24 protein-coding genes are annotated in these 24,251 nt (G+C 32.7%); 13 read left to right on the top strand and 11 right to left on the bottom strand.

Going from position 1 to position 24,251, the window contains the following annotated elements; translation table 11 throughout:
* Positions 1-24: 24 nt before the first annotated feature.
* The gene (locus tag L3X39_RS01895; protein WP_237229731.1) at positions 25-357 is read right to left on the bottom strand and encodes a single-stranded DNA-binding protein; all 333 of its coding nucleotides are present in this window, start codon (positions 355-357) and stop codon (positions 25-27) included.
* A gap of 165 nt (positions 358-522) precedes the next feature.
* Here L3X39_RS01895 and L3X39_RS01890 point away from each other — a divergent pair, with 165 nt between their 5' ends.
* Together L3X39_RS01890 and L3X39_RS01885 are read left to right on the top strand one after the other, a co-directional pair.
* Complete coding sequence (locus tag L3X39_RS01890; RefSeq protein WP_237229730.1) at positions 523-1,047, top strand: DinB family protein; 525 nt, start codon at positions 523-525, stop codon at positions 1,045-1,047.
* Positions 1,044-1,397, top strand: coding sequence for a hypothetical protein (locus L3X39_RS01885; RefSeq protein WP_237229729.1), 354 nt, complete (start codon positions 1,044-1,046; stop codon positions 1,395-1,397). Before L3X39_RS01890 ends, L3X39_RS01885 begins: the two co-directional genes overlap by 4 nt.
* Before the next feature lie 57 nt (positions 1,398-1,454).
* Here L3X39_RS01885 and L3X39_RS01880 read toward each other — a convergent pair whose 3' ends face one another.
* On the bottom strand, positions 1,455-1,922 hold the full coding sequence (locus tag L3X39_RS01880; RefSeq protein WP_237229728.1) for a CBS domain-containing protein: 468 nt from the start codon (positions 1,920-1,922) through the stop codon (positions 1,455-1,457).
* A 198-nt stretch (positions 1,923-2,120) separates the two neighbouring features.
* Between L3X39_RS01880 and L3X39_RS01875 the strand changes: the two genes are divergently transcribed.
* Both L3X39_RS01875 and L3X39_RS01870 read left to right on the top strand, forming a co-directional pair.
* Complete coding sequence (locus L3X39_RS01875) at positions 2,121-2,834, top strand: tetratricopeptide repeat protein (protein ID WP_237229727.1); 714 nt, start codon at positions 2,121-2,123, stop codon at positions 2,832-2,834.
* 10 nt (positions 2,835-2,844) lie between these two features.
* A complete protein-coding gene (locus L3X39_RS01870) occupies positions 2,845-3,390 on the top strand; it encodes a hypothetical protein (protein ID WP_237229726.1) in 546 nt (181 codons plus the stop codon).
* Between the two features lie 79 nt (positions 3,391-3,469).
* On the opposite strand, the gene L3X39_RS01865 is transcribed toward L3X39_RS01870, so the two are convergent.
* Positions 3,470-5,560, bottom strand: a complete 2,091-nt coding sequence (locus L3X39_RS01865; RefSeq protein ID WP_237229725.1) for a M13 family metallopeptidase — start codon at positions 5,558-5,560, stop codon at positions 3,470-3,472.
* Positions 5,561-5,672: 112 nt separating this feature from the next.
* Positions 5,673-6,188, bottom strand: a complete 516-nt coding sequence (locus L3X39_RS01860) for a hypothetical protein (protein WP_237229724.1) — start codon at positions 6,186-6,188, stop codon at positions 5,673-5,675.
* 153 nt (positions 6,189-6,341) lie between these two features.
* Here L3X39_RS01860 and L3X39_RS01855 point away from each other — a divergent pair, with 153 nt between their 5' ends.
* The 4 genes from L3X39_RS01855 to L3X39_RS01840 all read left to right on the top strand — a co-directional run bounded on the left by L3X39_RS01855 (position 6,342) and on the right by L3X39_RS01840 (position 10,194).
* Complete coding sequence (locus tag L3X39_RS01855; protein ID WP_237229723.1) at positions 6,342-7,298, top strand: NAD-dependent epimerase/dehydratase family protein; 957 nt, start codon at positions 6,342-6,344, stop codon at positions 7,296-7,298.
* Positions 7,299-7,348: 50 nt separating this feature from the next.
* Positions 7,349-7,939: a HupE/UreJ family protein gene (locus L3X39_RS01850; RefSeq protein ID WP_237229722.1), complete on the top strand. Its 591-nt coding sequence runs from the start codon at positions 7,349-7,351 to the stop codon at positions 7,937-7,939.
* A gap of 234 nt (positions 7,940-8,173) precedes the next feature.
* Positions 8,174-8,605, top strand: coding sequence for a deoxycytidylate deaminase (locus tag L3X39_RS01845; protein WP_237229721.1), 432 nt, complete (start codon positions 8,174-8,176; stop codon positions 8,603-8,605).
* Complete coding sequence (locus L3X39_RS01840) at positions 8,605-10,194, top strand: S41 family peptidase (protein WP_237229720.1); 1,590 nt, start codon at positions 8,605-8,607, stop codon at positions 10,192-10,194. Before L3X39_RS01845 ends, L3X39_RS01840 begins: the two co-directional genes overlap by 1 nt.
* A 1-nt stretch (position 10,195) precedes the next feature.
* Here L3X39_RS01840 and L3X39_RS01835 read toward each other — a convergent pair whose 3' ends face one another.
* Genes L3X39_RS01835 through L3X39_RS01825 form a run of 3 tightly spaced genes read right to left on the bottom strand, consistent with a single transcriptional unit; the run spans position 10,196 to position 11,621 of the window.
* On the bottom strand, positions 10,196-10,804 hold the full coding sequence (locus L3X39_RS01835) for an NAD(P)-binding domain-containing protein (RefSeq protein WP_237230631.1): 609 nt from the start codon (positions 10,802-10,804) through the stop codon (positions 10,196-10,198).
* 2 nt (positions 10,805-10,806) lie between these two features.
* The gene (locus L3X39_RS01830) at positions 10,807-11,010 is read right to left on the bottom strand and encodes a hypothetical protein (RefSeq protein WP_237229719.1); all 204 of its coding nucleotides are present in this window, start codon (positions 11,008-11,010) and stop codon (positions 10,807-10,809) included.
* A gap of 23 nt (positions 11,011-11,033) precedes the next feature.
* Positions 11,034-11,621 (bottom strand): MarC family protein, encoded by a 588-nt coding sequence (locus tag L3X39_RS01825; protein ID WP_237229718.1) that lies wholly within the window; start codon positions 11,619-11,621, stop codon positions 11,034-11,036.
* 97 nt (positions 11,622-11,718) lie between these two features.
* Here L3X39_RS01825 and L3X39_RS01820 point away from each other — a divergent pair, with 97 nt between their 5' ends.
* From L3X39_RS01820 to L3X39_RS01805, 4 genes are all read left to right on the top strand, one after another.
* A complete protein-coding gene (locus L3X39_RS01820) occupies positions 11,719-12,294 on the top strand; it encodes a DUF3109 family protein (RefSeq protein WP_237229717.1) in 576 nt (191 codons plus the stop codon).
* Between the two features lie 269 nt (positions 12,295-12,563).
* Entirely contained in the window at positions 12,564-13,547 is a 984-nt protein-coding gene (locus L3X39_RS01815) for a ribonucleotide-diphosphate reductase subunit beta (protein WP_237229716.1), read from the top strand.
* Positions 13,548-13,745: 198 nt separating this feature from the next.
* Positions 13,746-16,235 (top strand): ribonucleoside-diphosphate reductase subunit alpha, encoded by a 2,490-nt coding sequence (locus tag L3X39_RS01810; RefSeq protein ID WP_237229715.1) that lies wholly within the window; start codon positions 13,746-13,748, stop codon positions 16,233-16,235.
* A 428-nt stretch (positions 16,236-16,663) separates the two neighbouring features.
* Positions 16,664-17,290: a hypothetical protein gene (locus tag L3X39_RS01805; protein ID WP_237229714.1), complete on the top strand. Its 627-nt coding sequence runs from the start codon at positions 16,664-16,666 to the stop codon at positions 17,288-17,290.
* Positions 17,291-17,666: 376 nt separating this feature from the next.
* Here L3X39_RS01805 and L3X39_RS01800 read toward each other — a convergent pair whose 3' ends face one another.
* From L3X39_RS01800 to L3X39_RS01790, 3 genes are all read right to left on the bottom strand, one after another.
* Complete coding sequence (locus L3X39_RS01800) at positions 17,667-18,530, bottom strand: OmpA/MotB family protein (protein ID WP_237229713.1); 864 nt, start codon at positions 18,528-18,530, stop codon at positions 17,667-17,669.
* 126 nt (positions 18,531-18,656) lie between these two features.
* The gene (locus L3X39_RS01795) at positions 18,657-20,951 is read right to left on the bottom strand and encodes an inorganic phosphate transporter (RefSeq protein ID WP_237230630.1); all 2,295 of its coding nucleotides are present in this window, start codon (positions 20,949-20,951) and stop codon (positions 18,657-18,659) included.
* 71 nt (positions 20,952-21,022) lie between these two features.
* Positions 21,023-22,225 carry a porin gene (locus L3X39_RS01790; protein WP_237229712.1) on the bottom strand — a complete coding sequence of 401 codons (1,203 nt, stop codon included), beginning with the start codon at positions 22,223-22,225 and terminating at the stop codon, positions 21,023-21,025.
* A gap of 386 nt (positions 22,226-22,611) precedes the next feature.
* Between L3X39_RS01790 and L3X39_RS01785 the strand changes: the two genes are divergently transcribed.
* The gene (locus tag L3X39_RS01785; protein ID WP_237229711.1) at positions 22,612-22,932 is read left to right on the top strand and encodes a toxin-antitoxin system YwqK family antitoxin; all 321 of its coding nucleotides are present in this window, start codon (positions 22,612-22,614) and stop codon (positions 22,930-22,932) included.
* 76 nt (positions 22,933-23,008) lie between these two features.
* Here the strand turns inward: L3X39_RS01785 and L3X39_RS01780 are convergent, their stop codons facing one another.
* Positions 23,009-24,217: a beta-helix domain-containing protein gene (locus L3X39_RS01780; protein WP_237229710.1), complete on the bottom strand. Its 1,209-nt coding sequence runs from the start codon at positions 24,215-24,217 to the stop codon at positions 23,009-23,011.
* Between the last annotated feature and the right edge of the window lie 34 nt (positions 24,218-24,251).

Genomic DNA, 24,251 nt, shown 5'->3' with positions numbered 1-24,251 from the left:
AATCGCCCTAAAATGAAATCAGATTTATTTCCCTAACATAAGTAGCTCGCTACATACTATTTCTGTGATGTAGCGCTTGTTTCCATCTTTATCGTCATAACTTCGTGAAGTAAGTTTACCTTCAATGGCAACTTCTTTACCTTTGGTTACATATTTTTCAATTATTTGAGCAGTTTTACCCCATGCCACCACGTTATGCCATTGCGTATCAGTTATCTTTTCGCCTTTATTATTCGTGTAGCTTTCGTTAGTAGCAACATTAAATTTTGCTAATGTTTTACCAGATTCTAAATTGATGATTTCTGGATCGTTTCCTAAGTTACCAATCAACTGTACTTTGTTTCTAAGTGTGTTCATAATTTTAAATTTTAATTGTTAAACAGTTAATACTATCGAGTTCTTATGTTTCGACACTGCAAATATCAAATAGCATCCAAATTTTATTCGGTATTTACTTATTTAAAATCGTTTGTAAATGTTTGTAGTCGTTTGTAAACGAATATTTTCGTATATTGCATATCTATGGAATACAGTATTGACAAAGCAATAGAGATTTTAGAACAAACTCCTAAAACGATAACTTCGTTTTTAGAAAATTTGTCTGATGAATGGATTTTATCCGATGAAGGTGAAAATACTTGGAGAGCTTTTGATGTTGTAGGCCATTTGGTTCATGGTGAAAAGACAGATTGGATACCAAGACTAAACATAGTTTTGAGTTCCGATGACAGCAAAATTTTCGAACCTTTTGATAGGTTTGCTCAATTTGAAGATTCTAAAGGAAAATCACTTTTAGATTTGTTACATGAGTTTTCAGAATTAAGACGTCAGAACTTAAACTATTTAAAAACAATAAGCTTCTCAAAAGCTGATTTTAATTTAAAAGCAATGCATCCCGAATTAGGTGAAGTAACGCTTAAAAACTTATTGGCTACTTGGGTAGCCCATGATTTAGGTCATATTGCACAAATAGCTAGAGTTATGGCTAAACAATATAAAACTGAAGTTGGCCCTTGGCTGGCTTATATACCCATATTAAATAAATGAAAAAAAAGGAATGCCTTGAGTGTAACGAAAAAATTGTTGGAAGAATAGATAAAAAATTCTGTAGTGATGCTTGCAGAAATGCCTACAACAATCGCGTAAATAAAGACAGCAAAAATTTAATTCGTAATACAAATAACCGACTACGGAAAAATTATAGAATTTTAGAAACCCTTAATCCAGATCAAAAAACCAAAACATCTCGGGCAAAATTAATTGAAGCAGGGTTCGATTTTAATTACTTCACAAGTATTTATACTACAAAAGCAGGAACCGTGTATTACTTTGTATACGACCAAGGATACTTACCTATTGATAATGATTATTATGCGTTAGTAAAAAGGGAGAGCTAAAAGAGAGTAACACGTAAGTTGTATCACTTTTTAAAAAAAGGAACATAAAAGGAATAGTTATTTCCAGTTATGACCTTTTAACTGCATAGCCGCTTTAAGTACATCTTTTTGACTTATTTGCCCAACAAGTTTACCATTTTCAACAATTGGGAAACGACGCCTTTTAGCTTCTAAAAATTTATTAGCGGCATCAAAAATATTCATATTCCCATCAATGGTTTCAACGTTCATTGCCATGTGTTTTTCAATGGTTTTGTCCTGCATCGGCATATTGTAGTATCGACTTTCACTAATTTGCTTAATACAATCACCTTCAGATATTATACCAATAAGCTCATTTTTATCATTAACTACTGGGCCACCAGAAATTCTATTCTTAATCAAAGATTGCATAACGCTCTCAATAGTTTGATCAGGAGTAAACGTAATCAAATTCGTGGTCATGTAATCGCTAACCTTTAAAGGTATGTCATCTGTGGTGTTTGACTGTTGTCTTCTGGCACCTTGAAAGCTTTTTATTCCCATAACTATTGAATTTAATAATTTTAAATGTAATTATTTTTTTCCAATTTTCCTAAAATGAGTTTCGGCGTCAATTACTCAAAAGGGCATTTAAGAATTTAGATTTTCGATATTAAAATAAATAATTAGCATACTTTTAAGAGATTAAATGGTATTTTTTTATAGTTTTAGCGCACAAAAAAATAAATATAAAAAAACAAGATGAAAAAATTACTTGGATTGGTTTTATTGATGAGCAGTTTTATGTTGAGTGCACAAACTAACTCAGAATTAATGAAGCATTATGAAGCTTATTATAAGCAAATGAAATTACAAGGCGATGTTCAAGGTATTATTGATGCCATGACACATTTAAATGTACTGAACCCTTCGAAAGAAAGAGCAGATACTTTGGCATACATTTACATGAGCGAGAATAAATACATTCAGGCTTTAAACACTATTGGTATTGAAAGAAGTGCTACGGATTCCGATATTGCGGTTGAGGTTAAAGCGGTGTCTTTAAAAGCGGTTAATCAACCAGAATTGGCTATTGGGAATTTTGAAGAAATGTTTAAAAGAACTCCGAATGCTTTAATTGCTTATGAATTGGCAGAACTTAGCCTACAAACTAAAAAATTGACCGAAGCCGAAAAGCATATTAATTATGGTTTAGCAAATTCTAAAGATGATATGAAAAAGGCTTTTTATGAAACACAACAACCTTATGAGGTGTCTTTAAAATCGGCGTTTATGTACTTAAATGCTTTACTTACTTACAATAAGGATAAAAAAGCTAATATTGATGCTGCAGTTGATATTTTAGATGCAGCGTTAAAAACTTCGCCGAACTTTAATTTAATACAATTAACGAAATCGGAGCTATTAAGACAAAAGCAAGCTTTACAGCAAGCAGCTTCGCAACCAAAAAATTAATTTCCCGAATATGAAAGTGAACAAGTTGTTTTTTAGATTATTGTTTTTTGCTGGGTTTATTCTTTTTGGAAAAAATGGATTTTCACAAACTACAAATACAATAGTTTTAGACAGTGTTGCGAAAGAACAGAAAAGATTAAAATTTGGATTTGGATTTGGACTGAATTTTGTTGGAGGTACTAATATTAACTTATCACCTAATTTAACATATAAAGTTAGTGATAAGGTATCATTTGGAGGAGGGTTACAAGGCAGCTATACATCAATAAAAAATTATCAAAACACAACTACTGTTGGCGGCAATGTATTATTTTTATATAGTCCAATAAAAAAAATGTCTTTGTTGTTAGAATTTGTAGAATTAAATGTGTCTACAAAAACGGAAACAGAACAAGGAACAATAAAAAACAACTATTGGGACTCTGCTCTATTTTTCGGAGCAGGATTTAATGTTACAGATAAAATATCGATTGGCGCAAAATATAATATTCTTTATGATGAGAACGAAAGTGTATATACAAGTGCTATAATACCTTTTGTAAATATTGTGTTTTAAGAGGTGTCATTATGAATTTAAAAATAAAAAGGCGGTATAAATTTATACTTCCTTTTTATTTTTATAAAACTATGGATTATTACCAAATTCTTACTCGATCTTCTGGCTTTATATACATAGAATCCCCTTCTTTAATATTGAAAGCTTCGTAGAAAGCATCAATATTTAATAAAGGCTGTACTGCTCGATTCATTCCAGGAGAATGAGGATCTGTTTTAATTCTATTTCTAAGCGCATCATCTCTCATCTTTGTTCTCCAAACCGTTGCCCACGATAAGAAAAAGCGCTGTTCTGGCGTAAACCCATCAATAAGTTCCCTTTCTCCATCACCTAAAGAAAGCTGCAAAGCATCATAAGCTGCTAATACGCCACCTAAATCTCCAATATTTTCGCCTAGGGTAAATGGACCATTAATATAGACATCAGGTAAAACTTCAATAGCACTATACTGATCTGCTAAGGCTTTACCTAAAGCTTCAAATTGCTTTAAGTCGTCTTCAGTCCACCAATTATTTAGGTTGCCATTTTTGTCGTATCTAGAACCAGAATCATCAAAACAATGCGAAATTTCATGACCAATAACAGCACCAATACCGCCATAATTTACGGCATCATCTGCCAAATAGTTATAGAAAGGAGGTTGTAAAATAGCCGCAGGGAAAACAATCTCGTTAAATGATGGTCTAAAATAAGCATTCACTATTTGAGGTGCCATTCCCCATCTTGTTTTATCAACAGGATTCCCCAAATCATCTAAATTTTGGTTGTGATTCCACACGCGAGCATTCATCATATTCTGAAGGTAAGAACCATTTTCATCTGTTCCAGCAATTTCTAAATCAGAATAGTCTCTCCATTTATCCGGATATGCAATTTTAACTTTTAAAGCTAATAGTTTTTCAACTGCTTTTGCTTTGGTGTCATCCGTCATCCATGGTAAAGCATTGATTCTATTTTCAAAAGCCTTTATTACATTGGCAATCATTTTTTCAGCTTTTTCTTTAGCTTCGGGTGGAAATTTTTCTTGCACATATAATTTACCTAAGGCTTCACCAATAGTACCGTTTAAGGTTTGTAAAGCTCTTTCATCTCTTGGACGCTGCTTTTTTGCACCACTAAGCGTTTTTCCATAAAAATCAAAACTAGCTTCTTCAATGTCTTTACTTAACATGCTTGATGCACTATTAAATAATGACCAACGTAAATATGATTTCCAATCAGAAACATTATTTTCAGCCAATATACCTTGAAGCGCATCCATGTATTTTACTTCACTTACTATTACTGTATCTATTTTTTTTACACCGATGCCCTCAAAATAATTTTTCCAGTTTATAGAAGGAACCATATTTTGTAATTGACTTATTGAACGAGGATTGTACCTTTTTCTAGCATCTCTTCGGTCTACTTTATCCATTCTTGGTTCTGCCAAACGTGTTTCGAAAGCAAGAATTTTTTTTGCTTCTGCGCTTGCAGCCTCTTCAGAATCACCTAAAAACTGCAACATTTTTGTAATATGTGCTACATATTGTTCTCTTTTTTCTTTCGAATCTGCATCATCTTTTACATAATAATCTCTATCTGGAAGGCCTAATCTGCCTGTACCCAAATAAGCAGCGTTAATATCACTATTTTTAGTATGAGCGCTAACACCAAAACCAAAAAATCCAGCACCTCCAGTTGGTTCCATTTCTTCAAGAAAATCTTGTAAATCGTTAATGCTATTGATAGCTTCAATTTTGCTTAGATATGGTTTTATAGGCTCTATACCTTGTTTGTCTCTGCTAACAGTATCCATTATAGTTTGGTATAACTTAATGGCTTTATCTTGATCTGAACCAGGTAAAACTTCAATCTTTTTTAAGTCTTTGTTATCAGACATAGCCATTTCTAAAATTGATAAGGCATCAGCATCGGTTTTCTTTCTAAGTTCGTTAAAACTACCCCAGCTTGAATGATCATCCGGTATTTCGGTGTTGTCAAGCCATTTGCCATTAACATATCTGAAAAAATCTTGGTTAGGAGATGTTTCAGTGTCCATAAATTCCAGGTTTATTCCTGGTGAAGCTTCCGCACTTGCCAAATCTTTACTTGCATCTTTTTTGCAAGCGGTAAGACTTAATAGGGCAAACGCACTACAAAGCGATAATAAGTTTAAATGTATTTTCATATTTAGTATTGTTTTTAAAATCGTTACGAATTTACCAATACTTACGTATTTTAACAGAGTTATTCATAAACATTAACAAAATATTAATAGAAGAAGTGAGAAATCCTCAATTTTAAGGTTTTTCAATATCACGACCGTCAAATTCTATTTTTTTATTCATTTGAAAGTTAATGTTAGAACACGCCACTAAAAACTCTTTAATTGTAATTAAAAGTTCTTCCTTGCTGGTTGTGGCTAAATTTGATAAGCTTTCAAGTTTCAATATTTTGGTTTCAAGAACGAGTATTCTGGCTAAAACCGAAGGGCTTGATATTTGTTGAGGAATATTTTCTCTTAGTTTGCTAAGTAGTATTTTAACCTCTTCTTCGTTATTGTTAAAAAAGCTTAAATCTCCTTTTTTTATGTTAATGATAACATCTTGTAATTGATAATATGCTTGCCAATCTTTAATAGTATCTTCCGTTTTAGCATCCAGAGCATAGTCTATGTATTTTAATTTAGAAATATCAAGTTCAGTTATTTCTTGACTTTGTTTTTCAACATTATCATCAGGACCCGCTTCCTGATTGTTTTTGCAAGAAATAAGTATTAAGAGAAGACATAATATGTTTAATGTTTTAATAACCATAAACTATTTTTTAAAATAACACTGTGCTGCAAAGATATGGTAATACTTAATTTCTAGTGAATTAAAAATTTATCAAAAATAATGGATTTCAAAATATCATATTATCAATATAATCTTATTATTTTTGAAAAATTCTTATTAGAAAGATTTTAAATGAGTTCAAAAATATTAATAATTGGTGCGTGCGGGCAAATAGGTTCAGAATTAACAACTAAGCTTAGGAGCTTACATGGCGATGAAAACGTAATTGCAAGTGATATTAGTTATAACAATCTTGATATTGTTAATGGCGGCATTTTTGAAATTGTAGATGCTCAAGACTATGCAAGCATTAAAGTTTGCGTAGAAAAATACAACATAGATACGGTGTATTTAATGGCTGCTATGTTAAGCGCAACCGGCGAAAAGTATCCAATGAAAGCATGGGATTTAAACATGTCATCGTTGTTCCATGTATTGAATTTGGCTCGTGCTAAGTTTATTAAAAAAATATTTTGGCCATCAAGTATTGCTGTTTTTGGGCCAACAACCCCAACCGAATTTACACCACAATATACCGTAATGGAGCCAACTACGGTTTATGGTATTACAAAGCAGGTTGGTGAGCGTTGGTGCGAATATTACCATAATAAGTATGAAGTTGATGTGCGTAGTTTGCGTTATCCTGGGATTATAAGTTGGAAAACATTACCTGGTGGCGGTACTACCGATTATGCTGTTGAAATATATCATGAAGCCATAAAAAACAAATTCTACAATTGCTTTTTAAAGGAAGACACTGAACTTCCTATGATGTATATGGATGATGCCATTAAAGCAACCATCGATATTATGAAAGCCAAATCTAGTGATGTTAAAATCAGGTCATCTTATAATTTGTCGGCTATAAGTTTTACACCTAAAGAAATAGCGGAAAGTATAAAAGCCCATATACCAGATTTTAAAATACAATACGAGCCAGATTACAGGCAGGATATAGCCAATAGTTGGCCTAAAAATATTAACGACTCCTTTGCCAGAGAACACTGGAAATGGAAACACAAGTTTACTTTAGATGCTATAACAAAAGAGATGCTTATGCAGTTAGGTAAAAAGTACGTTAACGTTTAACGGAGCCTAATTAATTGTATATTTGAAACAACCCTAAAATCTTAATTATTATGCTTGAAAATTTCTGGTTTAATGTTAAATATGGTATCGATCACGTTCTAGATATTAATGCCTACGACCACGTTTTATTTCTAATTGTTTTAACAATACCTTACGTTTTTAAAGACTGGAAGCGAGTGTTGTTGTTGGTATCCATGTTTACTTTGGGACACACACTTTCTTTAGTTCTTGCTGCTTATAATGTAGTAAACGTAAATGCCACCATAGTAGAATTTTTAATACCTATTACTATTTTAGTTGTAGCGCTTTTTAATGTATTTACATCAGGTAAAGGTGCGCAAAAAGAAAAAGTTGGTGTATTATTTTTGTCCACCTTATTCTTTGGATTGATTCACGGATTGGGTTTTGCACGCGAGTTTCAAATGCTTTTAGGTGATTCTGATAATAAATTGGTACTACTTCTGGAATTTGCTTTAGGTATTGAGTTGGCACAAGTCATCATCGTGTTTATAGTGCTCTTTTTAGGCTACATTGGTCAAACTATTTTTAGATTTTCAAAACGAGACTGGATTATGGTGGTTTCGGCTATTGTGGTAGGACTCGTAATACCCATGATATTAAATAGTGATTTCTTAAACTAAATATTTAAAAATTTCATAAAACTTTAACTTACTTGCGTTGTAATTAAAATACGAACCAAGTATATTCGTTATATTGTTTTGCGTTAAGGATTGCAGTGAAAATCCTTTTTTATGTCAGTTCGAGTGTTTCGATTTTTTTAAATCGAAATGTATCGAGAACCTTAAAAAAGATTGTAACGAAAAGCCTGACCCAAATTTTTAATTTGGGGAACGCAATAATTTTAGATATAATTAATGCCAAGAAATAAACAACTTAAGTACGACAAAGCTTATTTAAGAATTGCACAAGAGTGGGGAAAACTATCTTACTGTAAACGCAGACAGGTAGGAGCCCTAATTGTAAAGGACAGAATGATAATTTCTGATGGTTATAATGGAACACCATCGGGATTTGAAAATTTTTGTGAAGATGAAGCAGGTTACACAAAATGGTATGTGTTGCATGCTGAAGCTAATGCTATTTTAAAAGTAGCATCATCAACACAGTCATGTAAAGGCGCAACACTTTATATAACAATGTCGCCTTGTAAAGAGTGCAGTAAGTTAATACACCAAGCAGGAATTGTAAAAGTGGTTTATAATGAGGCTTATAAAGACGATTCTGGATTGAGGTTTTTAACCAAAGCCGGCATTGAATTAGAACATATTGAAGATTTAAAAGCATAATGCCCTATCAAAAAAAATATTTGCCACTTGTTTTAGGTGTTGCTATTGCAGCGGGGATTTTTATTGGCGGAAAATTAGATTTTACAGACTCCCCCGACAGATTATTTTCTACTAATAGCAAAAAAGATAAGCTTAATCGCCTAATCGATTATATAGAATATGATTATGTGGATGATATTGATACAGATAGTATTGTTGATGTAACGGTTAATGGTATTTTAGACAATCTTGATCCGCATTCGGTTTATATACCTAAGGAAGATATGCAACGCGTTGCTGAAGAGATGAAAGGTGATTTTGTGGGTATTGGTGTGAGTTTTTATACCTATAAAGACACAATAGCAGTTATTAGAGCTATTGAAAACGGACCTAGTGCTAAAGCAGGTATCAGAGGCGGTGACAGAATTATCATGGCCGATGGCGATTCGCTTTTTGGGGATAAATTAAAAGACACTGAAATTATTAAAAAGTTAAAAGGCGAAATAAATTCTAGAGTTAAATTAAAAGTATACCGCAAAGGCGAACCAGAGCTACTAACCTTTACAGTAAAACGAAGTACCATTCCTATTAAAAGTGTTGATGCGGCTTACATGCTCACCGAAAAACTAGGATATATAAAAGTAAATCGTTTTGCTGAATCAACTTATAAAGAATTTAAAGCGGGTTTAGAAAAATTAAAAGCCTTAGGAGCTACTGAAATTGCTTTAGATTTACGAGATAACCCTGGAGGGTTTTTAAGTATTGCAGAGAGTATCGTTGATGAGTTTTTAGAAGATGATAAACTTATTTTGTATACAAAAAACAAACGCGGGAGCATAGAAAAAAGTTATGCTACTGAAAAGGGTGATTTTGAAAATGGGAAGGTGTATGTACTGATTGATGAAAATTCAGCTTCAGCCAGTGAAATTGTTGCCGGAGCACTTCAGGATAATGATAAAGGCACTATTGTTGGGCGTCGTTCCTACGGAAAAGGATTGGTACAGCGCGAAATGGATTTAGGTGATGGTAGCGCGGTAAGACTAACAGTTTCTAGATATTACACACCTACAGGTCGTTCTATTCAACGCCCTTATAAGAACGGACATAAAGATTACTACGATGAATATTTTGAAAGGTTAGATCGAGGAGAACTATTAGATCCTGAAAAAATAAAAGTAGATGATTCTTTAAAATTCACCACTCCGGGCGGAAAAACTGTTTACGGCGGTGGCGGTATTATTCCAGATGTGTTTGTGCCGATTGATCGCAGTATGCAAAACGAAACCCTATCATTTTTACTACGTCGTGGGTTTTTTGGAAATTTTGTTTTTGAAGCTTTAGAAAAAAACCGACACGCTTATGATAACATTCCTAGAAAAGAGTTTATTGACACCTTTGAAGTAAGCAATGATTTGGTGTTTGCTTTTCAAGAGTATTTAAATCTTCGAACCGAATCAAAAGTAACCTTTGTGGCTTATCATGATGAGGTAAAGCAATATATTAAAGCTACTTTAGCCGACCAACTTTATGGTAATGGCGCTTTTGAAGAAATTTACAACCAGAACGATATTATGATTGATGAGGTAATAAAGTTGAGTGAAGGGAAATAACTTACAGTTCAATTTTATCATGTACCTTAGTATGTTTCCCGTCATTCCAAAGGGTTAAAATATCGGTAGCCACATGGGCACCACTACCAGAAGCCATAGCAAATTGACTCCTCCATCCCGCTAAGGTTCCAGCAACATATAAGTTTTCTTCAATTAAATGATTGACGTTTTTTAACCAAATACGATCTTTTTCAATAGCAGCTCTTGGATGTGGTTCAATATATTTATCCAAGCCCTTTATCGTCATTAAATTAGTGTAACCTACTGCGATAACAACAATACTAGAAGTATAGCTGTTTTTATTGGTTTTTATTGTAAAGCCATTTTCGGTTTTAGAAACGGCTAACACTTTTTCATTATGAATTTGCACAACATGCGGATATAAAGTAGCTAACTGTTTTTTGCCACTTTCTAAAATAGAAGCTCCTGTAGTTCCTGGTTTTAATCCCAGAACATTATTAAATAAAGCGGTTTGTAAATGCGATGTTTTTTGATGGGTTATAATTCCAATGTGTTTATCTGCAGCAAAAACTTTGTTTTTAGCTGAACCTAAAACCAATGCGCAAGACATACCTGCTGCTCCACCACCAATGATTAATGCATCAAATATCATTAATTACGTCTTTTAGCTTTTTGTTCTATACGCTTAGAAACTCGTAAAATAGTCATCATAAGTATTACGCAAAGCGAGGCTACAATGGTAATAACAGCAACAATACTGTCGTCTTTAAATGGAGCTTCAAAATTTACTTTTGTTAAGTTAAAAATAATAAGACCTAAAGCAACAACACTAAGTACTATGGTTAATATTTTCATTTATTTAAAATTTTATAAGGAATTTAAGCTAAATCAAAAAGGGCTTTAATGTTATGCGCAAATAATTTAACGGCTATGGCTAATAAAACAACACCAAACACTTTTCTGATAATATTTATACCGTTTGCACCTAGAAAACGCTCAATTTTAGAGGATGTTTTCAATACTATAAAAATAACAATAACATTTAGTAAAACGGCAACTATAATGTTTTCTGTTCTAAATTCCGCTCTCAATGACAGTAAGGTTGTTAAGCTACCAGGTCCTGCAATTAAAGGAAAAGCCAAAGGGAAAATTGAGGCAGTCATTGCCGTATGTTCTTCTTGTTTGTATAGTGTAATTCCTAAAATCATTTCCAAGGCAATAAAAAATAAAATGAACGCACCAGCAACCGCAAACGAGTTTACATCAATACCTATAAGGTTTAGAATACTTTTTCCTAAAAACAGAAAAACTATTAAAATTACACCTGCTATTATAGAAGCTTTTTCACTTTGAATATGCCCTACCTTTTTACGTAAATCAATTACAATTGGAATGTTGCCAACAATATCTATAACGGCAAATAAGACCATAAATGCCGTAAATATTTCTTTAAAATTAAGTTGCATTAAATAAGATTTTAAATTTTCGGCAAAAGTAGCGTAATATCTTAATTAAATTCATCTAAAGATTAACTATTTTTGCCTGCTACAAGATAATAATTTTATGTTTCAGTTAGGAAAAACCATTGTTTCCGAGGATGTTATAAAAAAGGACTTTTTATGCAACCTCTCAGCATGTAAAGGAGCCTGTTGTATTGATGGTGATGCCGGGGCACCTCTTGAAAAAGCTGAAACTAAAATACTAGAAGATATTTATCCTAAAGTAAAACCTTTTTTACGAAAGGAAGGCATCGAAGCAATTGAATCTCAAGGGACATTTATAACAACAGAAGAAGGCGATTTAGAAACACCCTTGATAAATAATGCAGATTGTGCATACGTTATTTTTGACGAAAAAAATGTAGCCCTTTGTGCGATTGAGGAAGCTTATAACCAAGGAGTAATTTCGTGGAAAAAACCAGTGTCTTGCCATCTATATCCAATAAGAGTCAATGATTATTCTGAATTTTCAGCTGTAAATTATCACAAGTGGCAAATTTGTGATGATGCATGTACATTAGGTGAGGAATTAGGTGTTCCGGTATACAAATTTGTAAAAGAAGCCTTAATTAGAAAATTTGGAGAAGACTGGTATTTTGAATTAGAAAAGGTTGCTGAAAATCTTCAAAAAAAGCCTTAAACACACTGTAAAAATGGGTGTTTTAAAAGCATCTTGTCGGCACGTTTATGAAACGCTTGAAACGTAGTGTTTTGCTTGTAATACATTGATAAACAATTAATTACAGTATAAAAAATAAAACCCAAAATTTTATTGTAAGATTTTTTCATTGTTAAAAACTTGTTGACAATGTTTATAACTATACCTTTCATTTTTGGGTTCTATTTTCAATCTTTGTTGTTCCCAAAAAATTAAAATTTTCGTTAAACCATCAAAAAAAACTAAAAACAATGTCTCAAGTAGCAGTAGAACCAATTTTGCAAGAAAACAAAGATCGCTTTGTAATTTTCCCAATTCAACACCATGATTTATGGGAATGGTACAAAAAATCGGAGGCAAGTTTTTGGACTGCAGAAGAGATTGATTTACATCAAGATTTAACCGATTGGTCTACGAAATTAAATGATGACGAGCGTTATTTTATAAAACACATTCTAGCATTTTTTGCTGCCAGCGATGGTATTGTTAATGAAAATTTAGCTGAAAACTTTGTAAACGAAGTACAATATAGCGAGGCGAAATTCTTTTATGGATTTCAAATTATGATGGAGAATATCCATAGCGAAACGTATTCACTTTTAATAGATACTTACGTAAAAGACGAAAAAGAAAAAGACCTTTTATTTAATGCTATTGAAAACTTTCCTGCAATAAAAAAGAAAGCAGATTGGGCGTTAAAATGGATTGAATCTCCAAGTTTTGCAGAACGTTTGATTGCTTTTGCAGCGGTTGAGGGTATTTTCTTTTCAGGAGCTTTTTGTTCTATTTTCTGGTTAAAGAAAAGAGGCTTAATGCCAGGATTAACATTCTCAAACGAGTTAATCTCTCGTGACGAAGGTGTACACTGTGACTTTGCAGTGCACTTACACAACAAACATTTGATAAACAAAGTATCAAAATCTCGTATCACGGAGATTTTAGTAGATGCTTTAGATATAGAACGTGAATTTATTACAGAATCTTTACCAGCTAGTTTAATTGGAATGAACGCTGTTTTAATGTCGCAATACCTAGAATTTGTAACTGACAGATTGTTATTTGAATTAGGTTGTGATAAAGTTTACAACACGCCTAACCCGTTTGATTTTATGGATATGATTTCGCTTCAAGGAAAAACAAACTTCTTTGAAAAGCGAGTTTCTGAATATCAAAAAGCAGGTGTTTTAAACAAAGAAGAAGAGAAAGACAAATTCACTTTTGATGCCGATTTTTAATAGGACCTCATTCAAAAAATTAAATTTTTGAAACTCTATTAAAATGTAATTTCCGCTAAACGGAAAATTAAACTAAGTACCATATTAAATTAATTAACCGCTAAATGGGATGCTCTTCAATAAAGACATTCGATTTAGGCTAACGAACTAACCCAGTTTCTGAAGGTGTATCAGAAATATTAAAAAAAGTGTAAAACAATGTATGTAGTAAAAAGAGACGGAAGAAAAGAACAAGTAATGTTCGACAAAATCACTGCTAGAGTGAGAAAGTTATGTTACGGATTAAACGAATTGGTTGATCCGTTAAAAGTAGCGATGCGCGTAATAGAAGGTTTGTACGATGGTGTAACCACGAGCGAACTGGATAATTTAGCAGCAGAAATTGCTGCAACCATGACAACGGCACATCCTGATTATGCACGATTAGCAGCACGTATTTCCGTATCTAATTTACATAAAAACACTAAAAAAACTTTTAGTGAGGTGATGCATGATTTATATACCTATGTAAATCCAAGAACAGGTAAGGATGCACCATTATTATCTGAAGAGGTTTATAATGTAATTATGGAGAATAAAGACCGTCTTGACTCTACAATTATTTATAACCGCGATTTTGGATATGACTATTTTGGATTTAAAACTTTAGAGCGTTCATACCTTTTAAAATTAAATGGAGAGATTGCTGAACGTCCTCAACATATGTTGATGCGTGTATCAATAGGTATTCATCTAAATGATTTAGATTCTGCGATTGAAACCTATGAGTTAATGTCTAAAAAATATTTTACTCATGCTACACCAACGTTATTTAATTCAGGTACACCAAAACCTCAAATGTCTTCTTGTTTTTTATTAACAATGAAAGATGATAGTATTGAGGGAATTTACGATACGCTTAAGCAAACAGCTAAAATTTCGCAATCTGCCGGCGGTATTGGGTTGGCTATTCATAATATACGCGCTACAGGAAGTTATATAGCAGGTACTAATGGAACCAGTAATGGTATTGTACCAATGCTTCAAGTGTTTAATGATACAGCACGATATGTAGATCAAGGAGGAGGAAAGCGTAAAGGAAGTTTTGCTATTTATATTGAAACTTGGCATGCTGATATTTTTGATTTTCTAGATTTAAAGAAGAATCACGGTAAAGAAGAAATGCGTGCGCGTGATTTATTTTATGCGATGTGGATTTCAGATTTATTTATGAAACGCGTACAAGAAGATGGCGATTGGACCTTGATGTGCCCTAACGAATGTCCAGGATTACCAGAAACTCATAGTGAAGAGTTTGAAGCTTTATATTTAAAATATGAAGCAGAAGGAAGAGGTAGAAAAACCATTAAAGCCCGTGAACTTTGGGAGAAAATATTAGAATCTCAAATTGAAACTGGAACGCCATACATGTTGTATAAAGATGCGGCTAACCGTAAATCGAATCAGAAAAATTTAGGAACCATTCGTTCTTCAAATTTATGTACTGAGATTATGGAGTATACATCTCCAGACGAAGTTGCTGTATGTAACTTAGCATCTATTGCCTTACCAATGTTTATAAAGAATGGTGAGTTTGACCATAAAGAATTATTCCGTATTACAAAACGTGTTACAAAAAACTTAAACCGCGTAATTGATAGAAATTATTACCCAGTACCAGAGGCTGAAAACTCAAATATGCGTCACAGACCTATTGGATTAGGTGTTCAAGGACTTGCAGATACGTTTATTCAATTACGTTTGCCATTTACGAGTGATGAAGCTAAAAAGCTAAATCAAGATATTTTTGAAACCCTTTATTTTGCTGCAGTTACAGCAAGTATGGAAGAAGCTAAAGAAGATGGACCATACCAAACTTATAAAGGTTCTCCAATAAGTAAGGGAGAGTTTCAACACAATCTTTGGAATATAAAAGATGAAGAATTAAGTGGTAACTGGGATTGGAAGAAACTTCGAAAGCAAGTACTTAAACATGGTGTACGTAATTCACTTCTAGTAGCACCTATGCCTACAGCTTCAACGTCTCAAATTCTAGGGAATAATGAATGTTTTGAGCCATATACTTCTAATATTTATACGCGTCGCGTACTATCAGGAGAGTTTATTGTAGTTAATAAACACTTACTTGAAGATCTAGTTGAGTTAGGTTTATGGAATGAAAACTTAAAGCAAGATATAATGAGAGCTAATGGTTCTATTCAAGGAATAGAGAACATTCCTCAAGAAATTAAGGAGCTTTATAAAACTGTTTGGGAACTGAGCATGAAAGATATTATAGATATGTCTCGTCAGCGAGGATATTTTATAGATCAGTCTCAATCACTTAACTTATTTTTAGAAGGCGCTACGATGGCTAAACTTACATCTATGCATTTCTATGCTTGGAAAAGTGGCTTAAAAACAGGGATGTACTACTTACGTACTAAGAGTGCCGTTGATGCTATTAAGTTTACGCTTCAAACTACGAAAAAAGAAGAGCCAACAGCTGAGGTTGTTGAGGTCAATGAAGCTGCTTTAGAACAAGAAGAAGCCAAGAAAAAGAAATTAGCCGCACAAAACGCCGCAAAATTTGCAAAACAAAACACACCAGAGGTGGAAGTTGAACCTATGAGTGCTGAAGAAATGAAAGCCCTTATAGCCCAAGCTAAAGAAGCTGAAGGTGATGATTGTTTAATGTGTGGATCTTAAAATTTACACTTAAAATTTCTCCCAATTCTTTCCTCAAGGAATTTGAGAGGGATTTAGAAATAAGTGTAGTTAAAGCACCTCGAAAGAGGTGCTTTTTATAAAGTATTTAAATTTTAAATTAAAAAGAGATATGTAAAAAAGAAAAAAGGGATACTGGAAATATCCCTCTTGATAATTTTTTCTATAAAATGGTTGAGCACCGAATTTTAATAGATTAATAGCAAAATAAGAGACTTATCAATCTCTCATTTCTTCTTCAAAGAAACGAAATTAGATTATTTCTGCCAAGTTAAATATTTCCATAATTAAAGGATATGTTGAAAAAGCTTATGTAATAAGACTTTATGACTCTTATAATTTATCAACATTTTCTAAAGTATGTTAATAACTAGAGTTTACTAGAACTCTTGAAATAAATTTAGTTTAAAATGAAAAACAATTATGTAATATCGATTAATCAATTAGCAGCTTTTTCTAAAGCAACTGAAGCTGGTAAAAAAAGAATTATCAGACAACAGAAAGAACCTAATAAGTTTTTAGTAGCATGGTACCAATTTCCAAAAGCAAGAATACGGAAAGCAATTGCAAACAATTGTGATTTAGAGCCGGTATTAAAAGGAATTGAGGAATTGAAACTTAGAAAACCAGAAAAGCCAAGACAAGTTTTAGATAGAGAGGTTTCTTTAGAGGCTATGAGGCGTTTTATAAATATTAAACTGCCTAAATTACTTAAAGATGTTCCACATGAGATTGTAAAAAAAGTTAACACTAAGTCTGTAATTGTAAATGGAGTTGAAATAATTGTTTCTCCTGATGTAATTTATAAGCTTAATATAGATGGGAATACCTTTATCGGAGCTGTGAAAGTTCATATTTCTAAAAGTAATATTTTTGATAACAAGCAATCAAGATATATTTCAAGCCTAGTCTATAAGTACCTTAAAGAAGTTGTAATTAAAGAAAATGAAGAGGTTTTAGAAGAGTTATGTCTTTCTATAGATGTATATTCGGTGAAAAAGTTATCCAAGTTCCAAAAAACTTACCTAAAGCAATAACTGATATCGAAGTTCTTTGTGATGAAGTAAAAGCAATTTGGAATGTAGCCTAAAATAAAAACACCTCTTTTGAGGTGTTTTTATTAAAGTTAAATCTGGAAAAATGGAATTTCAATCCAGAACCTATATTTAATAGTTGTAGTCGAACCAAATATATAAAATAATAGGCATAAATGAAGTTCCGTATTGTTTAATTTAAATTTAGTTAGTATGCCTAAAAAAGGAAAGACAACTAGATACAGAAGTGCTAAAACGGGGCTGTATGTGACCAAAAAATATGCAGAGAAACACCCTAGTATAACTGTAAAAGAAACTAGAAATAAATAGTTTTAAAGTAAAAGCATCCCAGATGGGATGCTTTTTCAAATTAAGATTATTAATCTAAAATATTGTTTTCCGCCATCGCGCCATCACTTTCAGCCATTAATGCGAAAAATTTATTAATGTTTGGAAGTATAATGATTCTAGTACGTCTGTTTAAGGCTCTATTTTCATTAGAGTCATTTTCAGCAATAGGTTGGTAGCTACTTCTACCTGCAGCTATCAATTTTTCTGGTGCTACATTATATTGTTCTTGTAGTTTACGAACCACAGAAGTTGCACGCATGACGCTTAAATCCCAGTTATCAGAAATAAACTCCGTATTTATAGTTCTAGAATCTGTATGACCTTCAACCATAACATCTAGGCTTGGTTCAGAATTAATAACGTCGGCTAATTTTTTTAATACGGCATCAGCTTTAGAGCTTAATCTGTAGCTTCCACTATTAAATAACATGTTATCAGCAATAGATATCATTACTACAGTTTCATTAATATTTACGGCAAAATCTTCATCTTCATTTAAGTTACTTTCGCTAATTGTTTTTTCAAGATTATATGCCACGGCTAAATTCATTGAGTCTTTCAATGTTTTAGCTTGACTTAATTTTGCAGCATCAACATTTTTTAATGTTTCGCGCATACTTGCTTTTGTGTTATTAGAAATTACTCCTACGTTTTCAACGATATCTAATTTAGAATCGTTTTCTTTTTGAAGTGAAGTAATTTTTGAGTTATAAGCATCAACTCTAGTTTGAATTTTGTCAAATTTAATTTCTAAATCTTCTTTAGCAACTTTTGTTTTTTGTAATTCGCTTTTAATCTCTCCATTTTCATGTTGTAATGCTAAATATTTTTTCTTTGAGACACACGAAAAGGTGAAAATTGTAACTAATAATAAAATTGAAATGTTCTTCATAATAATAACTTTAGGTTTTTATTATTTACGGATGAATTCGAGGTATAGATGTTGAGGATACATTTTATTTCCAAAAAAAAACACCTCTACTGAGGTGTTTTTAAGATATGATAACTTTATGTTCGTCTATTCATCTGCCGTATTCGAAAGTTTAGCAGGTTCAACCGAAGCATCATGTGCATTATGATATTCTTCTAAAAGATTCATGGTTGCATTTAATAAATCCTTAGTTTCTGAAAGGATATTAAAGTATAAAGTTGTGTTTTTCGGACTTGACTCTTCCGTTCTAGTTCGCTCTATCTGTTTTATTATCTTGGAAGATACTAGCTCCATAATTTCTTTTTTCCTTCCAAGAATAACTCCAATCTGCTCGAAAGAACGTGAGTTAAACGCCTGTTGAGTATTATTAAAAAACAATTCAAAACGCTCGTCAATTTCTTTAAGCTCTTTAATTTGGCTAAACTTTAATTTTTTATGATTGTTATTAATATGCTTATAGCTTACTTTAGATATATACTCTAAAGATTGTGTCATATCCTGTAAATACCCTAAAATATTGATATAAAACCCACTAGCATTGACACTAGATTCGTCTAAATTTTTAATGAAATAAAATATATTGTCTCTCAAAGAATCTACTTCATCTGTTAATTTAACTACTTGCTTTTTGTTCTTTTTAAGAAGTGTAATGTCTTGTTTAGCAAGACCGTTTATGGCATTGCTGTAAATCTTATTTCCTCTTTTTACAACATTAGCAATATTTTTTGCGCTTTCATGTATAACACCTTGTACAGAACTGCTTTCAGAGTCTGTTAAGCTATCTTCAGCTATAGTTTTATTTGAAGATTCTTTATGTGATAAATAGTTTCTTACCAGCAATATTGCAGTTAGTAATAATAGTATTGGAGTCATTACTTTAGGATTCCAGTTTACCAAAAACACCACAGTTCCGGCTGCAAAAAAGGCACCAATTGCGGTTCCAAACCAACCACCAATAACATTTAAAACACCAGCTACTCTATAAACAGCACTTTCGCGACCCCAAGCACGATCTGCAAAAGAAGTACCCATGGCCACCATAAAAGTTACGTATGTTGTAGATAATGGTAATTTCATAGAGGTTGCAATAGCAATTAAAACACCGGCAACCATTAAGTTTACTGAAGCCCTTATCATGTCAAAAGCAGGTAAGTCTTTGCTTTGGCTTTTAGTTAAGGCTTTAGCTTTTGGTTTTTCAAAACTTCGATCTATTTTTTCTTGAATAGAGTTTGGAACGATAGCACCAAAATAATTTGATAAAGCAGTCGAACCCCTTACAATTCCTCTAGATAACATATTAGGCTCAAATTTTTCATGGGTATCGCCTTGCGTTGATAAACTGATTTCTGTTTCGGCTACAGTTTTAGCCTTTTTAGAAAACCATAAGGTTAAAACCATAATACCACCAGAAATAAATAATAACATAGGTTCTGCAGGTACTTTTGATTCTAAAACAGACATGGAAAAATCTGCAGGTAAAGTACCAGATGTTAAAAAGGCATGTTGCATAGCTTCATAAGAATGAAATGCAGCCATAGGAACACCAATAAAGTTTACTAAATCGTTTCCAGCAAAAGCTAATGCCAAACCAAAAGTTCCAACAGCAATTACTACGAGCAATACACTTTTCTTTGTTATTAGTTGAAATACATAAGAAAACAACACACAAACCAACAAGCTTCCTATCCCGATATATAACTCATTACCATCTAAGAAATTTGCTATGTTTTTATAATAAGGAGTTCCTTTTAAACCTTTTAATAAAATAAAATAAAGGATGGTTGCTAATGAAATCCCACCAAAAATAACTCCAAAATATTTCTTTTTTGTTTCATACTGAAAAGTAAAAATCAAACGAGAAACCCATTGAACAAGCGCACCAACAGTAAATGCAATAAAAACGGACATTATTATACCGCTAATTATTTCTACAGCCTTTTTCGTGTTTATATAGCTCCCTAAATCTACTAAGGTTTGCGAGTCTGAAGCTGAAATTTTTATCAACGACATAACCACAGCTGCCCCAAGTAAATTAAAAACTATTGAAACTGTTGTAGAGGTTGGCAACCCTAAAGTATTAAAAAAGTCGAGGAGTAAAATGTCAGTAATCATTACTGCCATAAAGATGTACATAATCTCTTCAAAGCTAAACATGGCAGGTACAAAAATACCTTTACGCGCCACTTCCATCATACCACTAGAAAAAACGGCTCCAATAAAAATACCTAAACTAGCAACAATCATTATAGTTCGTAAGGAAAGTACTTTAGAACCAATGGCTGAGTTTAAAAAATTTATGGCATCGTTACTAACTCCAACTACAATATCAACAACTGCTAAAATTGTAATGGCTATCAACATTAATAAGTAAATATTATCCATAGTATTTATTTGTAATAAGTTTGCAAATATCATAACTTTAAATGTTATAATTGTTACGTTATTGTTATTTTTTAGAAATGAATATCAAACCCTAGTCTAAATGTAATGTTATCTTCATTACCATTCAGAGTAGTATAGCTTAAATCACTTTGAACTTTTAATTTATGACCAACGATAAATTTATTAACCCCTAAAGTGTATTGTTTTGTAGGTAATGCATTCGTAATAGCTTCGTATTCTACTGTAGTAAAACGCGCAGCGATTTCATAGTTGCTTTTAAATAAATAACCAGCCTGTAAGTTTAAGGCGTTACCCGTTAATACAATATCACCAGTAGGTGTTACACCATCAGCTTCCGTTGCAATTTCGTCATCTGCTGTACGTTTTGCATATTCACCCATAAATGAAAATCCATCATATTTAAACATAGCATCAGCAAAAATAGTAGTTTGGTCAGTTTCATAAATAGAGCCATCTGTTCTAATCATATAATCACCTGCAAATCCTCTTTCTCTAACAGCACCTTGATTATAGTTATATGTAAAACCAAGCATTAATTTTGGTTTCGCTTCACGTTTTAAATCCGATTGGCTATAATCTCCTTTAGACTTAAAAGCACCGAAAGGTAATAATTCTAAACGAGCTGTATATTGCAAACCACCTTGATTTCCTTCGGAAACATTTCGGCCTTCACCTTGAGAAATTGCTAGTTTTTCACGCATTAAAAAGTTCCCACCTAAGTTGGAGTTATGACGTAACTGAATACCCAAATCACGGTCAATATTAAAACGACTATTTAATAATGAACGATCTATAAGTTGAAGATTTGCAGAAGATACCACACGCTCAACGTTGCCTGGTAATTTAGTTTGTCCTGCCCAAAGCTCCCAATTTTCAGCAAAACTCCACATTAAAACAGCATCAAGAATTATTCTAGGAGTATCACGGTTAAATTCATCAGCTCCAGAGATATCTCTATTTGACAATCCCAACTCAATTTTATATTTCAATTTTGGGCTATAGGCATAACCATCAAATTTTAATCGGGCGCGACGCACAATAAAAGTGTGATCTGGACTCCCATATTGGGTGCCATTATGGTCCCATGAAGATTCAGAACGAACCTGAAAACGAGGTGCGAATTTTATGCTAAAAGAGCTGTCTTTAGCTGTAAAATTAATTAGTCCATTTCCAAAAGAAGTATCACTGATTTCTTGTGCAGTAAGGTTAATAGCACACAAAAAAAGTGCTATTAGAGTAATTTTAAATTTCATTAGTATTGTTATTAATTTTTGTCGCTGCAAATAAACAACTCTAATGTTAACACAATGTTTCCTAACTATTAAATTTATGCATAAAAAAGACTGCCTTGGCCAAAGGCAGTCTCATTAGAAATCATGATAATGTAGTCGACAAAAACTAATAAATTATATGAAATACTAATATTTTGTCTTAAGACAAAGCAAATATGGAGTTTTAAGTTAATCTAAACGTAACCTCAATATTAATTAATCATTAACATTTCCAATGTTAAATCTTATATGTTTAAATAGTTGACAATCAAACAAATAAACAGTTAATGTTACCATAACGTTAATTTAATGTTGTTTTAAAGTTATCTAATTCGTAAATTTACACCATAATGTAAACACCCATAATTATGAAGAAATTAATTTTAGTTTTTGCCTTTTTAATTACAGTGGTTTCTTTTGCTCAAGAAAAGCAAAAGAGAGATTTAAAGCTTAACGAAGACACCAATTTAATTGAAGTTGTTTATTATCATGACAATGGCGTTGTAAGTCAAACAGGAACTTATACGGTAGATGGTAAATTACATGGTGAGTGGTTAAGTTTTAACGAAGAAGGCAAAAAAACAGTTTCGGCAAATTATGATAATGGTAAAAAAGTCGGCAAATGGATTTATTGGATTGACGGAGTTAAAAAAGAAGTCAATTATACTGATAACGTTGCTTCTATGTAATAATTTACAGAGATGCTAAGAACCAAAAAAGCATCCTTATTTAGGATGCTTTTTACGTTATAATAGTTTGCTTTTGTTAGTTTCCAACAGTCCAACCTGCTCCCCATGTAGCATAATCTGTTCCTGTTCCTAATCCATCACCTGAAATAAAATCAGCTTCTGTAAAAGTATCGCCGGTATCATTTTTCATTTTTGTGGTTACATCTGTAAAGGTTACATTGGTTACCTGTAAATCTCCATTAATAACGCCCGTACCTGTTGGGTTATCACTAGTAGTTCCGGCATCACCATCTAAATCAAAGCCTTCTTCAAATCCTTGAATTAAGATATTATCAAAAAGTCCTTGAGTACCTGCTCTTAACCTTACAGCTTCTGTACCAGCAGTATTTCCTAAACCTACTAATGTTACATCTTTAACGGTTGGCTTAGACCAAAATTTAGGGTTTGATAGGTTACCTATATCAGTATTATAGCCATCACACTCAAAAGCTTTATCGTGGTCTGCACCATGTTTTACATAGGCATTTGTAATAGAACCCCCGAAGCCTTCTGTCCAGTCAATGGAATCATCTTGACAATTGATTACAGCTACGTGATTAACTTGAACAGTTCCGCCAAAAAATTCGACTCCATCATCAGCTCCTTCGTAAGCTTGGATATAATCAACGGTTGTTCCAGATCCAACACCATAAAATGAGAATCCATTGTTTTCAGAAGAACCATCAGCAGCTCCACCTGAATATTCTACACGAACATAACGAATAATACCAGAACTATCTGATGCTTCGGTGCCTCCATATGGTAAGCTTCCAATTTCAGATGTAGCAGTTGCATTTCCTGTTACTGAGTTAATAGGAGCTTTTCCTAATATAATTAGCCCACCCCATTGTCCTGCTGCTGGGTTAGCAGATCCTGAGGTCATTACAATTGGATTGGTAGCAGTACCGTTTGCTATTATTCTTGCGCCTTGAGAAATGGCAATATAAACATCAGCACCAGTTGCTATCGCTTTTATGGTAACGCCTTCTCCTATTATTAAATTAGCACTTTCTGCCATAATAACTGGTCCACTAATGGTATACGTTTTGTTGGCCTCTAATACCAAATCAGAAGAGTATTGTGCTGCACTAATTGCAATCTCTTCACCTGAGCCACCAGTATTACCACCACCGTTGTTGTTTATAACACTGTTATCGGTAATGTAAATGTCTGCAGTATCATCTGTAGCACACGAGTTAAAAAGCAATGCTGTAATTGCTAATCCGAATAATAAATTATTTTTCATGGTTTTTAAAATTTTATTTTTGTTCGTTTTTTAA

Source organism: Flaviramulus multivorans (genome assembly GCF_021728415.1).
Taxonomy (GTDB): Bacteria; Bacteroidota; Bacteroidia; order Flavobacteriales; family Flavobacteriaceae; genus Sabulilitoribacter; species Sabulilitoribacter multivorans.
Note: the sequence above shows the minus strand (reverse complement) of the source record. Positions and strands in the feature narration are given on the sequence as shown.

Coding starts and splice junctions, on each gene's coding strand:
- L3X39_RS01895 (WP_237229731.1), bottom strand. CDS start 357: ATGAACACACTTAGAAACAAAGTACAGTTGATTGGTAACTTAGGAAAC.
- L3X39_RS01890 (WP_237229730.1), top strand. CDS start 523: ATGGAATACAGTATTGACAAAGCAATAGAGATTTTAGAACAAACTCCT.
- L3X39_RS01885 (WP_237229729.1), top strand. CDS start 1,044: ATGAAAAAAAAGGAATGCCTTGAGTGTAACGAAAAAATTGTTGGAAGA.
- L3X39_RS01880 (WP_237229728.1), bottom strand. CDS start 1,922: ATGGGAATAAAAAGCTTTCAAGGTGCCAGAAGACAACAGTCAAACACC.
- L3X39_RS01875 (WP_237229727.1), top strand. CDS start 2,121: ATGAAAAAATTACTTGGATTGGTTTTATTGATGAGCAGTTTTATGTTG.
- L3X39_RS01870 (WP_237229726.1), top strand. CDS start 2,845: ATGAAAGTGAACAAGTTGTTTTTTAGATTATTGTTTTTTGCTGGGTTT.
- L3X39_RS01865 (WP_237229725.1), bottom strand. CDS start 5,560: ATGAAAATACATTTAAACTTATTATCGCTTTGTAGTGCGTTTGCCCTA.
- L3X39_RS01860 (WP_237229724.1), bottom strand. CDS start 6,188: ATGGTTATTAAAACATTAAACATATTATGTCTTCTCTTAATACTTATT.
- L3X39_RS01855 (WP_237229723.1), top strand. CDS start 6,342: ATGAGTTCAAAAATATTAATAATTGGTGCGTGCGGGCAAATAGGTTCA.
- L3X39_RS01850 (WP_237229722.1), top strand. CDS start 7,349: ATGCTTGAAAATTTCTGGTTTAATGTTAAATATGGTATCGATCACGTT.
- L3X39_RS01845 (WP_237229721.1), top strand. CDS start 8,174: ATGCCAAGAAATAAACAACTTAAGTACGACAAAGCTTATTTAAGAATT.
- L3X39_RS01840 (WP_237229720.1), top strand. CDS start 8,605: ATGCCCTATCAAAAAAAATATTTGCCACTTGTTTTAGGTGTTGCTATT.
- L3X39_RS01830 (WP_237229719.1), bottom strand. CDS start 11,010: ATGAAAATATTAACCATAGTACTTAGTGTTGTTGCTTTAGGTCTTATT.
- L3X39_RS01825 (WP_237229718.1), bottom strand. CDS start 11,621: ATGCAACTTAATTTTAAAGAAATATTTACGGCATTTATGGTCTTATTT.
- L3X39_RS01820 (WP_237229717.1), top strand. CDS start 11,719: ATGTTTCAGTTAGGAAAAACCATTGTTTCCGAGGATGTTATAAAAAAG.
- L3X39_RS01815 (WP_237229716.1), top strand. CDS start 12,564: ATGTCTCAAGTAGCAGTAGAACCAATTTTGCAAGAAAACAAAGATCGC.
- L3X39_RS01810 (WP_237229715.1), top strand. CDS start 13,746: ATGTATGTAGTAAAAAGAGACGGAAGAAAAGAACAAGTAATGTTCGAC.
- L3X39_RS01805 (WP_237229714.1), top strand. CDS start 16,664: ATGAAAAACAATTATGTAATATCGATTAATCAATTAGCAGCTTTTTCT.
- L3X39_RS01800 (WP_237229713.1), bottom strand. CDS start 18,530: ATGAAGAACATTTCAATTTTATTATTAGTTACAATTTTCACCTTTTCG.
- L3X39_RS01795 (WP_237230630.1), bottom strand. CDS start 20,951: ATGGATAATATTTACTTATTAATGTTGATAGCCATTACAATTTTAGCA.
- L3X39_RS01790 (WP_237229712.1), bottom strand. CDS start 22,225: ATGAAATTTAAAATTACTCTAATAGCACTTTTTTTGTGTGCTATTAAC.
- L3X39_RS01785 (WP_237229711.1), top strand. CDS start 22,612: ATGAAGAAATTAATTTTAGTTTTTGCCTTTTTAATTACAGTGGTTTCT.
- L3X39_RS01780 (WP_237229710.1), bottom strand. CDS start 24,217: ATGAAAAATAATTTATTATTCGGATTAGCAATTACAGCATTGCTTTTT.